Origin of the sequence: Novosphingobium album (ex Liu et al. 2023), assembly GCF_029076845.1 — a bacterium.
Taxonomy (GTDB): domain Bacteria; phylum Pseudomonadota; class Alphaproteobacteria; order Sphingomonadales; family Sphingomonadaceae; genus Novosphingobium.
In genome coordinates, this window is record NZ_JARESE010000066.1 from 1 (window position 1) to 12,445 (window position 12,445).

Consider the following 12,445-nt stretch of genomic DNA (forward strand, 5'->3'; position numbering starts at 1 on the left):
GCAAACAACCAGCATGAAGGAGCGAGACTCTACCTCTGAATGGTAACAATCAGGCGAGCACGTCAGCGACTCCATGTCTGACACCGCCATTCGCGGGCTCTGACAGGTCAATCGCGGTTGGTTTGAGCGATCGGAAAGATTGAAAAGGGAATTTCGACGCGGGGAATGCCACATACGGGGGAGACACGCATTGGTGCGGATGCCAGGCTCTCGCCGTCACATGGTTCTATCAAAAAGGCCGCCTATGCAGCGTCTAAGGTGCAATCGAGCGCACCGGGGGGCAGTGCATCACAAACTAGGAATGCCGCGCACCGGGCACAACGTTCGGGTCTCGGAGCCGCCGGGAAGTGACCGGAGCGGATTTTCGACAAGACAGTGTTCAGTTTGGTGTCGAACCTTTTGACTTCACCCTTCTTAAGAGAGAGTGTCTGTGGCACGTCTGAGTCCGCGAGATGGAGAAGTTCAACACGCGTGCCCGCTCGGGCGGCCGCGTAAACAACCAGCGCTCGCGTCGCAATCGCATCGACATTGTCATCGCTGTGATGGCCGCTTTGCACGAGCCGCAGGATCGTCCCTTGGGAGTCTGTGAGCACTTCATGGGCCTGCGCCAGAACCGTGTCGGTTCCAACCGAGGTTTCAATAACTTCTATCGCCTGCAAGGCGGCGCCGTTGCGCGTCGCACAATAGCGAAGCACCAAGTCCAGGACCAGTTGCTGAAATCCCGCAGCATTGCCGTGCTCGGCGAGTTCCGGAATGGCGCAGGCCGCAGCAACCTGAACGTGGATCTCTGCAATATCGGGCAAGGTATCGCTCTTCGCCAGCGCACTACAGATTACTCGAACGGCATCATGCGCCAAACGAAGGGCGGTCTTATGCAGACCGCCACCCGTTCGCAGAAGATGCGTGTAGAGAAAACGCCTTGGACACTTGCCGTAGATATCGAGCGTCCACGCATCGACCCGCCAATTCTGCGGCAAGCTGATTGGTACCGGCAGATCGCTGGCAAGCGGCGGCAATGCCTTTTCCGGGGATAGTTCCTGCGTGGCGATTTGGTCACCAAGCCTGGCGATGAAAGAAGACACTGGGCGATCAACATTGTTGGTCGTTGTTTTCGCGCGGTAGAGATGGAGCTTCTCTTCGGCCCGGGAAAGGGCGACGTAGAAGAGGCAATCCTGCTCTTCCAGATGGCTCGCGCGCAGTTCGGCTTCGACGGTCCCCCGTGGATAGGCGACCATCCCCTCAGGCGGCAAAAACCGCGGGAGTGTTTCGGGCTTGGGCAGAGTTCGCTCATTGAGGCCGGGCAGGTGCACGGTCGGGAATTCCAGCCCCTTTGCGCCGTGGATCGTCATCAGACGTACCGCATCGATCGCTTGCGCCGCGGCGGGAAGCTGCCGCAATTCGCGATCTTCCTTGAGCAGCAACAAGCGTCGAACCCTGGCTAGAAGCCGGATAATCGAATTGCCGGTGTCATTGGGCTGCCTGCGCACGAAATTGATAAACTGCCATACCGCCAAGGCAGCCGCTGCTCCGCTGGCACCGGTACGTCCAGCCATTCGCGCCGCGAGGCGGCTGTGATCGAGCAACAACTGCGCGAGGATTGTAGAAGGGTGAGCATAGGCATCGACCGAGGAGAGCATTCGGGCCAGCGCCCGCAGGGTCGCACCGCTTTCGGATGAAAGACCCGCAGCGACCTGTTCCGGCGCAGCAATCCAATCGATAGGCCCATTCTCAGCGCCCCGAAGCTGGCGCAACGCCTTTGCGACATCATCGAGCGTCATCGGGAATTCCGGCATGCACGCGGTGCGTAGCAAGCCCGATGCCCAAGGATCGGCCCGCAATGACAAGAGCGCGAGCAAGTCCTTGATTTCCGGGCGCTCAAACAAGCTCCCGAAATAAAGCACCGGCAGTCCCATCGCTTCGAGCTGCGCGGCGATCTTGGCTAGGCGATCGTTGCCCGACACGAGCACGCAGTGATCGCGATAATGGTCACCGGCCTTGACCGCTTGATCGATGATCTGCGCGATCGCCGGCGCTTCTTTGCTGGTATCCGGAAAGCTGATCAGGTCTGGCTTTATGCCGCAGGGCCCTTTGAAGGGACCCAGTTTCTCATAAGCGCGCAGCGGCGGATCGCCCTCGCCCTGCACGCGCGTCATCCCTTGACCGAAATGCGATAACAGATCGACAATTTCGCGCCGCGAACGATGATTGAGGACGAGTTCGCTTCCTCCCGCCCCCGGAAAATCCTGCCCAAACCGGGCGACATTCCGCGAAGACGCCCCTCGGAACCGATATATTGACTGGCGCGGGTCGCCGACGGCCCAAAGCCCAGTGCCATCAGGGCATATCGCCTTGAGCAGCCGAACGCTCGCTTGGTTGACGTCCTGATACTCGTCGACGAGGACATGGCGGAAGGCGCGCGCATAGACCTTCGCGGGCTCGTGATCCTCCAGCAGGCGAACCGCAAGCATCACATAGTCACCAAAGTCGACCAGGGCGTTCTTGTCCTTCAACGCCTCGTAACGCTTATAAATGGCAGCGATATCGAGCTTGGCCTCAGCGGCGTGGAGCGCAGCGATCCCCGCTTCAGGCTCTGCCTCAGCAGCAGACTGCGCCTTTGCGTATTCGGCAGTGGCAAGCTCATGATATCGCGCCGCATCACAGACTTCGTCCTGTGCCCGCGAAATGGCGTCGAGCACATCGTCCAGCAAAGCTGTCGGGTCGTAGCGATCACCGAGTTGGCGAAGGCTGAGCGTGGGCAACTCATGCTCGAGCAGGTCGATAGCACCTACCCGGTCAAGAAAGGTCGGGTTGCGCGTCCGACCGACCATATCGCCAAATATATGAAGCAGGTCGCGCCCGAACGCGTGAAACGTACCGATCCACAACGCCGCAAGCGCGTCAGCATCGTTCCCGGCAATCCGCTCCGACAGTTCGGCCGCCGCCTTGTTAGAATAGGTGAGTACAAGAATCTCACGCGGGAGAACCGGCTTATTGGCAAGGAGCCATGCGACGCGGTGCACAAGCGTCTCGGTCTTTCCGGTGCCGGGGCCTGCTTCAAGCAAATAGGCTTTGCCAAAATGCTCCGAAGCATCCTGCTGCGAGCGCGTAAGTTTATGCCGGGGACGCGGCTTGCGCTCGGGAGTTTCCGGCACGAGCAGGGCATCGAGGAGCTGCTGTGCGACAATACTGTGCTCCGCGCCCATACGATCGGTGATCTGGGCGGCGCTCATCGCCTCGTCGAGATGCAACCGCCGCACAAATGGCCGCGGCAGCACCAGTTCGCGCGCAAACAAGTCCATCTGAATTTCGCGCCGTTGACGAGGGCCATGCGCGATCACGCGCCCCTCACCGTCCGCCGCACCTTCGACAGGCCGGTCGATCTCGACCTCGCAGTTCCCCAGCGCGTCGCCGAGGATCGCATGGCCCAGTTCATGGGCAACCAGAAGCGCGCGTTCGAATGGCGTGCCGCTATCGCCGTACAGGATCAGCCCGATCTCGGGCATGAACATCGCAAGCGCGCCCTCCAACTGTACGGAGCCTGGCTCAACCGCTTCTGCGGCGTATCCCTCCCGCTCGACCTCGCGGAGAACGAACTCGAGCGGCGACCAGGGATCGGCGCCTTCCAGCAAAGCTTGGGCATGAATCGAGGCTGCCCGCCGACGCGCAACCTCGACAGCATCCATCAGTCGCGTTCCGCCATGATCGCAAGCCGGCGCTCCTCAGGAACGCGCGCATCGATCAAAATTTGCTCGAAACTAACCGGTTCAACAGACGCAAGCCGCTCGACCGCCTTGAAGCTTGCCGCCAGCGAACGCGCGCCCATGCTGAACAGCAAATCGTCGATACTACCATTGAGAGCCTCGGCCATCCGACGCAGAAAGCCGCGCGGGATCGTGTCAGGGATCGCCCGCCGATTCCGAATGGCGGCGACAACCTGACGCGGCACGTCGAGTGTCGCAGACAAACGGCCATAGTCGGCTGGACCGAGTACGGCGAATAGGTCCCGGCTACCGGCAGGCGCAGCAGGCCAAGCATTCCCGGCAACGCGAAGCGCGGTATCAATCGCTGCGCGCTCCTCCGGCGTAAAGCTTTCGACAATGTCAGGAATCTCACGACGCATCTGGTGCGCCAAGTCGATCAACTCGACCGCAAAAGCCGGATAGTCGCGCAAATAACGCTGCAGCGCGTCAGTCTCGTCGCTTTCGAGCAAGAACGATTCGAGCACATCGTCGCGAGATGGCGTGGCGGCGCTCACTTTTCCGCTCCGTCGATTGCTTCGCGGATCGCCGCAAAGGCACGCAGTTTTTGGTTGAGTATCGTCCGCGGCGTCTTGCCGAGTATCCCCGAGATGGAGTTCTCACCTGCCGCCCCGCTCCCCACGGGCAGTCCCTCGCGCATCATGGTTAGAATCCTGTTTTGTTCCGTTGGCAACACGTCAATCGCTGCCCAGACGCGCGATCGGAAATCGTCTTCCGCTTCCAGCGCAGGATCGAAGGGGTTGAACGCGCCGAGCGCACGCTCGACCTCAAGCCGCAGCGCCTCGTCATCTCCGATCGCAACGGTCTCGACTCGCTCGTCATCGACGACAGTATCTCGCCGGAATGCGTCGCGGCGCAGATTGGCCAGCGCTAGGTCAAAACGTGCTTCCCAGATATCCAGCCGGTCCTCATATTCGGCCAAATCTGGTCCCAGCAGGCCGACAAAGCGGTCGAAAGCATAATCGGCGAGTTCGAGGGTGCGCGCTGTGGCACTAGCATCGCTGGCGCGAGGCAATCCAGCTCGCACGCGCTCCAGCACCAAGGTGCACCATTGATTATAGGCGCGACGATCGCCGCGTTCGCCCGCGCGCCGCATCATATGCACCAGACATTCGCCCGGTAGCCAGCCCGGGGCGCTTCGTGAGCGTATCCGCGCCCGCGCCAAGGCGTCTGCTTCGTCTATCCGGATGAGTACCCCAAGCAGATTCTCAATATCAGCAGGACGACAATATAGCGCACCGTCGACCTTGCGCTTGCGCAAGGCCGCCACGTGCTCAGCTTCTACTTGGATTTTGTCGTCCATCCCCTTCCCTCACCGCGAACCTAGCCAAGCATGGCCTGGCCGCCAACCCAGACAATCGCGGAGATGGGTCAGAATCGGAATCTTGTCGATGTATTTTTCAAACGATCGCGTATCATCCCAATGCTCTGAGCACTTTTCAGAATGCACAGAGATGGGAGGGGACCCCAATGCTCGATATCGACCGGCACAACGAACCTGTGCCAGCTTGCTTGTCTGATAGCCGGTCCGCCCACGCACGCGATGCTCTACGTTCGGCATTCGCGACAACAATCGAGATCAGCTCGCAAACCCGCTTCAGCATGAAGGGTCTGACGATCGAAGACCCAGAACTTCAGGCATCGCTGGAGCGGCTATTCCACGGCCATTGCGCATTTTGCGAACGGGCGGTTCCGACGCGGCCCTATCGCTTTCGTCCGACCGAAGAGGCCGGGCCAACAACCGATGCCCATCCCGATTACGGGGACCGCGCGCACCTCTATTATACCTGGCTCGCCAACTCCTGGGACAATATATATCCGATTTGTGGGGACTGCATACCGCTTGAACCTTCGGTTTTCCCGGTGCGTGGAAAACGCTGCCCGCTTCCCGATCGCCGCGACATCGAACTCTACGCCGAACAACCGACCGGCACTTGGCGGGTGGCGACGACGGACAAACCGATATTGCTCGACCCAACTGGCGGCGAAGATTTTCGCAAGCACCTGCTTGTCCTTCCCGATGGGCGAATGTTCGGGATCGACGAGCGCGGGCGTTTCAGCGTGCGTCACTTCAATCTGGACCGTCCAGATGCAGAAGCGTCGCGGCGGAAGGCGCTTCGCAGCTATTTCAAGCGGCTGGCCAATAATAGTGTAAAAGGTACCCAAGGATTGTTCGATTTCGACCAGTTGCTGCATGGCGGCAGCTGGTTTCTTCTGCTCTATCAACTCGCGCGCAAATTGGGTGGCGGCGGCGGAGCCCGCCCGGCTCTCTCGAGCAAGCGTATCGAATCCTTTTATCGAGCCCGCATGCGGCGTCCAAATTTTGACGAGAACCTACAAGCTGCCCACGATGCGCTCGAAGAAGACCTGGACGCGCTATTGAACGCCGAGCCCGATAAAGCCATCGCGCCTTCGATCACGGCCGCGCGGCCGGTTCAGTTCAAAATCGAGAATTTCAAAAGCATCGAGACGCTAACCGTCACACTGCCTTCGCCCCCGCCCCCAAGCAACGATACCAAGACGCTAAAAGCGAATGCGTTAATGATCCTGGGGGAAAATGCGACGGGCAAGAGCTCAATCCTAGAAGCGATGGCACTTGCCCTGACATCCGACGCCGCGCGCCGCGGACTTGCGCGCGAAGCGTCGCAATTCATGCTCGGCCCCCGGTTTCTGGGCGGGAAAGGGCCTAGCCGAAAAGGCCGGGTCGAATTGACCTATGAGGACGGGCGAACCGAAATAATGCGAGTCGAGCCCAGCTGGCCCCGCAGCAAGCGCGCAGATGCGGAATCTCCCCGCATTCCAGTGTTCGCCTATGGTGCTTTCCGCTTTTTCCTGCGGGCCGACAAACGCCGGCTCGAAAGTACGACCATCTTGTCGTTGTTCGACCCGGCCTATGTCCTGCCCAATCCAGAACGCTGGCTCGCTTCCTTGTTCGGCAAACCACAATTTACCGAAGTCGTTCGCGCCCTGCGCTCGATCCTGGCGGTCGATCAGGAGTTCGATGTGATCGCGCCCGATGACGACGGGGAATTCTGCTTGGCTATCGCGACCGAATTGCCGGACGGCAGCACCTCCAGCATCCAGACTCCGTTGATCGCGGTTTCTTCCGGCTTCCGCGCAGTGTTGGCCATGGCCTGCGACATCATGCGCAGCCTGCTCGATCTACAGGGTTCGCATAGCCCATCGCTTGCTCGGGCGCGGGCTATCGTATTGATCGACGAAGTGGAAGCCCATCTCCATCCGCGCTGGAAAATGCGGATCATGTCGGGGCTGCGTCAGTCGTTGCCGAACGTTACCTTCATCGTCACAACGCACGATCCGCTCTGCCTGCGCGGCATGGCATCCAATGAAGTCCTGGCATTGCGCAGGATGCGGCGCCGCGATCCTGGACCGGACGCCCTGCCCGAGATTGTGGAGCCGCTTAGGAACTTGCCCGCGATCGACATGCTGACCGTCGAGCAGTTGCTGACCTCGGACCTGTTCGACCTGTTCTCAACCGATGCCGCAGATATGGAAGAAAGCCTCGCGCAAGCCGGTGATTTGCTCGCACTCGAGAAGGCAGGTCCGTTGAAACCGGAAGCTGCCACAAAGCTCGCAACCCTGCGCGCCAAGCTGCAACATCAGATCATCCACGCCCTGCCCGTCGGGTCGACGCGCGTCGAGCGACTCGTCCAAGACGCGGTTGAATCTTATCTGCGCAAACGACGAGATACCCCATCTCGAGGTTTGCAGGCGCTCAATGACGCGACGAAAGCCAGCATCGTCGACGCATTGGAGAGGCTCTGACGGATGCGCGCTGTCAAGCGCGACGCGATCAGGGGGCCAGCAAGCCTGCTGGACGGCAATGGCAGCGGTGCACGCGAACTTGATCGCGCACGAATCCATTTCGGGACTGTGCCTCTACCCGAAAAAGCGTTCTCCTTTGGTGCCTATAAGAGCGATGATGTCCGCTACGCACTTGAAGCGCTGTTCCATGGAAAATGCGCGTATTGCGAAACGCGCTACGATGTCGGTGCGCCGGTCGATATCGAGCATTTCCGCCCCAAGGGCGAAGTCGCGGATATCCCCGGACACCCGGGCTATTGGTGGCTGGCCGCAGATTGGGGCAATCTCTTGCCGAGCTGCATCGACTGTAATCGACGCAGATATCAATCGACACCCGAGACACTGACCAGCCAGATCGGCATCCTTGAACGCCAACGCCAGCGCGGGTTCCGTTCTATCCTGACGGGTAAGGACAGCTGCTTTCCCGTGACAGGCGTACGGATGGCGGCCGAGCCAGCGAATGGCCAATTGGCCAACGCGATTACGGTAGAGCGTGCGCTACTTCTAAACCCCTGCACCGACACGCCGTCTGAACATCTGCAGTTTCACATCGACCGCAACAACCCGCTGGGACTTGTATTTGCGAGACCGGAGACTGCCGAAACACCTGCAGATTTGCCTGCTCTCTCCCAAATAGCGGCCGAGATAGAAACGGAAGCGCGGGCAGCCGGCATCAGTCCACGCGGGGCCGTCTCCATCCAAATCTACGGGCTCAACCGGCTTGGCCTGGTGCAAGAGCGCACACGTGTCTTGCGGCGCCTCGAACTGCTTGGGGATATTGTGGTACGCGTGTCAGCGGCGGCAGATGCATTGGAAGCGCTTGCCTTGGCAAAGCTGGAGCAGCAGCCGATCCGAGACAACGCTATTGCCAGTCTGCGTGCTGTCGTAGAGCGCACGATCGCCGAAATCGGCACGATGGCCGCTCCGGACGCGCCCTATTCGACGATGGTGTCGAGCTGGATCCAACAGTTCAAGCGCGACATGGCGACGCCAGTACCTTGAACGCGACTTAAGAAAATCGATCGAGCGCGGATCCAATGCCGTCCACAGACGGCGCGCCATCTACTAATCGGCGGCGCCCTCGCCCGTTCCTTTGAGAAGCCTAGATGCCCTGGGCCACGACCGACCGATCTCATGAACGATCTGGCTGTGATCGCCAACGCCGACCACAGGGCGATCGCGTCAGCGCCATCGATGCGGATGCGATCGCCCAGAACACGGTCGACCGTAAGTTCGAACTGCTTTTGCGGCCGGTGCGGGAGCTTGGGACACCCACCATGTCATCGCGGTCAACAAAAATGGCACATTCCTTCCGATCGATTTCAGGCGGGCTTCATTGATCGCCCGTCAGGCGGCCTCGCCCTCCAGAAGCCAGTTGTCCTGGATAGAAGCCGCCTCCCCTGCCCCGTCGTCTGCCTGCACCGCGACCATGGCATTGTAACGTGCGATCAGGCGCCGCACGCCGGGCGACGGATCCTGGAACATCTCCCGCAGGGCTGCTGATGGCCGGTGAGCAAAATCCGTTCCGCTTCCACAGCGGACTTGGCGGAGCCACGCCACCAGGAGCTCGAACGGCCGGTGAAACGCGACGCTCAACTCCCCATTGGCCCAAAAACATTCCGAAAGGATAAGGCCCAGCATCTGGCGCTTGTCTTCGGTCGGCAGGCTGGCCAACGAACGATGGGCACGCCGTCCCATATCGAGATAGGCTATGGCATTACGCATCAGCGCGCCGGGCGCAGGAAACAGATGCCCTTTCTTGCGATAGCGGCGGTCAAGCTCATCCGGGTCGATGGCGGGCTGACCCGCAAGGATGGCCTGCTGCATCAGATTGAATTCCGCATCGGTGCAGCGAAGCCGGTCCAGCACCGCGGTGAACCGCTCCTCCAGCACCTCCTCGCGGACATAGCGCTCAGGACATTTCCCCCGATAGCCGGTGCAATGATAATAGATGTAGCGCTCCTTCTTGATCTCCGCGACGGCGGCACAGCCGCAATGGCCGCACTTGATCAAGCCGCTGAAGGCGAACTCCCGCGGATTGGCGCGGATGTTGGTCGACGATCGACCATCAAGGATATCCTGGACCGCGTCCCAGAGAGCCTTTGATATCAGCGGCTCGTGAACGCCCTCATGGATGGCCTCCCCCCACTCAATGACGCCCGCGTAAAAGCGGTTGCGTAAAATCCGATAGATCGTCGCGCTCGCGATCGGATTGCGGCTCCGCCGTCCCTTGATCCCGGCAAGCCGCGCTTTCCGCGTGATCGACGTCAGCGTATAACGACCACTGGCAAACCAATCATACAGCAGAGTGACGAGCGGACCGATCTCGGGATCGACCACGACGACCTTGCGTCCGCTCGGGTCGATGACATTGGCATAGCCAAACGGGGCTATTGACGGCCACAGCCCTTGCCGCGCCTTTTCCGCCATCCCCTTGGTGGCTTCCTCGGAGAGATTATCGATATAACTCTTGGCCATCAGCACCTTGATGCCGTGCATGAACTTTTCCGAGGACCGGCAGTCGTCGGAGAGGATGAAATTCTCCTTCACGAAATGAACCTCGATGCCGAGGTCGTCGATGATCGCCCAGTCCTTGATGTTGCGGTAGAGCCGGTCGGTCTTCTCGACGAGCAGGATGCGGACCTCTGGGTGCCGACGCAGATAGCGCAGCATTTCGCCGAACGCGGTGCGGCCGGCCTTCCGGGCTGTTTCCACATCGACATGGCTGCTGGCGATGATCAGCCCGTTGAGCGCCGCGTAATCCTCGAGCAATTTGACCTGTGCGGGGATCGAATAGCCTTCCTTCTCTTGGTCCCGCGTTGACACCCGGGCGTAGAGCACTGCCTTGCATGGCCCCGTCCCACTTGCCTTCACGCCTTTCGATCCACTCTCCTGCCTTCTCGGTCTTGCCAATGTACGCTCCAGCTTACGCGTTGAAAGCGTGGGCCTATAGGCGGCAAGGTCGGTTCATGCCCGAAACAATATGAGCTATGACCCCGATAGATATTTCCAGCCAGGCGCCATGACCATCCCTTTCCCCGACACGATGACCCAGGCCGCCTTTCACGAGGACATGGCGGCGCGATCCGGCGGACTGCTCACGCAAGCCGAGGTTGCGACCCTGCTCGGGATAAGCCCCACTGCCATCGACAGGCTATTCGAAGACCAGGAGATACTGGGTGTCCCATACAACAACGCGATCGCCTATCCGGCCGCGCAATTTGCCAACGGCAGCGTCATAAGCAATCTTGGCATCCTTCTCCGGGCCTTCGGCGACGCGAATCCCTGGGAGCAAATCATGATGCTGACCACACCGCTCGAAGGATTCGGGCCGCATCCCGAGACGTTATTGCAAACCCTCTCCCGCCGCGATGATCGAGATACATTGCGTCAATTGACCGGACTGATTGCGGGCTGGACGGCCTGAGGTTTGATCAAGCCTCCTGAGGCAATCCCTTTGGTCAGGCGGACGGAATCACTTCCCTGCAGAACGCCGCCGGGTTCAGTATCTTGGCGCGCTGAAAGCTCCCCCGCTGCAACAACCCGGCTCGCCGGTCGCCGGTGACCAGGAAATCGGCATCGCTGGCGAGCACCATGCCAAGCAGGAAGGTGTCGTCCGGGTCTTCCGCCTCGACTTCCTCCGGCAAGGCGGGGAGTCGATCCAGCACGACAGCCCGATTGAGATTGTTGATCATGGTGCCAATGCGGTGGTTCGGCAGGATCGGCTTGAGCTTGGGGTAACGGCTGATGCGCCTCAACTCGTCGAGCTGGGCGCGCGATGTGACCAGTTCGAACCGGCCGCCACGCCAGGCCCGGTAGATTGTTTCCGGCGGGCTGTGTTGGGAGATGAGGGCAGCGACGAGAACATTCGTGTCGAGAATCACCCGCATCAGTTATGGCGCGCCCACTCGACCGCTTCGTCGATCAGAACCGTCAGATCCGCTTCATCCATACTGCCGGTTGCGCCCTTGGCCTGTTCCACGGCCTGCTCGAACAGATAGGAGCGAACCGCCTGTTCGATAAAGCGCGACAGGTCTCCCTTGCGGCCGCCGCCCTGCGCCGCGAGGAACATCCGCACGGACTGGTCGGTATCGGGCGACACGGCGATGTTCCAGCGAACGGTGGACATGGCATACTCCGGTGTTTTAACACCTTTACACATATACACCGATAACCGAAAAATCAATCCGCCGCAGTTCCATAGGATGAGGTGCGATGCACCGGCATTGAAATCGAGCGCCGCTCCGATCATCTATTCCAGAGCGGATCGCGCTTCATCAGCTTTTCAAGCTGCGACGACGGGACGGGCGACGCATCGAGCGTAGCAAGAAACTGCTCGTGCTGCGGGGCATCCAAAATGAAGCTGTGCTGATCGAGGATCGCCTCGACTTCGGTCACGCCTCTGATTTGGACGACATCGTCCTTATGCGCAGAGGCGCTTCGATCCGAACGGGCTTGCCCTGCCATATCGCTCAACTCCTTGCCCGCATTTGTCGAATTACCACGACAATGCCTACACACATCCTTGGCCGGCTTCATCGCGTTCGACGCACGAGCGCAAAACCGCCCTCCCAGTGCCAAAACCTGCCCCTTTATGCCTATTTCCGCCGAAACGGCACTTCAGTACCCCACCCATTGCGGCCCCATGAAGGCCAGCGCATGATCTCATCCAACCGGCGTTGACCACGGATTGTGCCACAGACTCTTTGGAGGTCTGAACTGCCTCGCGATCCTGCAAGCGACGTCTACCCGGCCGGGCGGCGATGTACCACGGCTTCCCTTGGGAAGCCAAACTCCGTTAGCGTCCGCGGTCGTGGTGTAATTTCCGGTGTAGATTGAGGTGCCGCAGGTGGTGGGGCATG

Annotated in this window: 10 protein-coding genes; 3 read left to right on the plus strand and 7 right to left on the minus strand. The window is 60.2% G+C overall.

The window, feature by feature from the left end; all coding sequences use genetic code 11:
- Window positions 1–242: 242 nt before the first annotated feature.
- Genes PYV00_RS19560 through PYV00_RS19570 form a run of 3 tightly spaced genes read right to left on the minus strand, consistent with a single transcriptional unit; the run spans window position 243 to window position 5,061 of the window.
- Window positions 243–3,683 (minus strand): UvrD-helicase domain-containing protein, encoded by a 3,441-nt coding sequence (locus tag PYV00_RS19560; protein WP_275229999.1) that lies wholly within the window; start codon window positions 3,681–3,683, stop codon window positions 243–245.
- Entirely contained in the window at window positions 3,683–4,255 is a 573-nt protein-coding gene (locus tag PYV00_RS19565) for a hypothetical protein (protein ID WP_275230000.1), read from the minus strand. The genes PYV00_RS19560 and PYV00_RS19565 overlap by 1 nt, the downstream gene beginning before the upstream one ends.
- Window positions 4,252–5,061 carry a hypothetical protein gene (locus PYV00_RS19570; RefSeq protein WP_275230001.1) on the minus strand — a complete coding sequence of 270 codons (810 nt, stop codon included), beginning with the start codon at window positions 5,059–5,061 and terminating at the stop codon, window positions 4,252–4,254. Before PYV00_RS19570 ends, PYV00_RS19565 begins: the two co-directional genes overlap by 4 nt.
- Before the next feature lie 167 nt (window positions 5,062–5,228).
- Between PYV00_RS19570 and PYV00_RS19575 the strand changes: the two genes are divergently transcribed.
- Window positions 5,229–7,544, plus strand: a complete 2,316-nt coding sequence (locus PYV00_RS19575; RefSeq protein ID WP_275230002.1) for an AAA family ATPase — start codon at window positions 5,229–5,231, stop codon at window positions 7,542–7,544.
- A 3-nt stretch (window positions 7,545–7,547) separates the two neighbouring features.
- The gene (locus PYV00_RS19580; RefSeq protein ID WP_275230003.1) at window positions 7,548–8,585 is read left to right on the plus strand and encodes a hypothetical protein; all 1,038 of its coding nucleotides are present in this window, start codon (window positions 7,548–7,550) and stop codon (window positions 8,583–8,585) included.
- A 345-nt stretch (window positions 8,586–8,930) separates the two neighbouring features.
- Here the strand turns inward: PYV00_RS19580 and PYV00_RS19585 are convergent, their stop codons facing one another.
- The gene (locus PYV00_RS19585; RefSeq protein WP_342803829.1) at window positions 8,931–10,457 is read right to left on the minus strand and encodes a recombinase family protein; all 1,527 of its coding nucleotides are present in this window, start codon (window positions 10,455–10,457) and stop codon (window positions 8,931–8,933) included.
- A 109-nt stretch (window positions 10,458–10,566) separates the two neighbouring features.
- Here PYV00_RS19585 and PYV00_RS19590 point away from each other — a divergent pair, with 109 nt between their 5' ends.
- A complete protein-coding gene (locus PYV00_RS19590) occupies window positions 10,567–11,010 on the plus strand; it encodes a hypothetical protein (protein ID WP_275230005.1) in 444 nt (147 codons plus the stop codon).
- A gap of 34 nt (window positions 11,011–11,044) precedes the next feature.
- Here the strand turns inward: PYV00_RS19590 and PYV00_RS19595 are convergent, their stop codons facing one another.
- Genes PYV00_RS19595 through PYV00_RS19605 form a run of 3 tightly spaced genes read right to left on the minus strand, consistent with a single transcriptional unit; the run spans window position 11,045 to window position 12,122 of the window.
- On the minus strand, window positions 11,045–11,473 hold the full coding sequence (locus PYV00_RS19595) for a putative toxin-antitoxin system toxin component, PIN family (protein WP_275230006.1): 429 nt from the start codon (window positions 11,471–11,473) through the stop codon (window positions 11,045–11,047).
- On the minus strand, window positions 11,473–11,835 hold the full coding sequence (locus tag PYV00_RS19600) for a ribbon-helix-helix domain-containing protein (RefSeq protein WP_428981661.1): 363 nt from the start codon (window positions 11,833–11,835) through the stop codon (window positions 11,473–11,475). The genes PYV00_RS19595 and PYV00_RS19600 overlap by 1 nt, the downstream gene beginning before the upstream one ends.
- On the minus strand, window positions 11,832–12,122 hold the full coding sequence (locus PYV00_RS19605; RefSeq protein ID WP_275230007.1) for a DUF1778 domain-containing protein: 291 nt from the start codon (window positions 12,120–12,122) through the stop codon (window positions 11,832–11,834). Before PYV00_RS19605 ends, PYV00_RS19600 begins: the two co-directional genes overlap by 4 nt.
- Window positions 12,123–12,445: the final 323 nt, after the last annotated feature.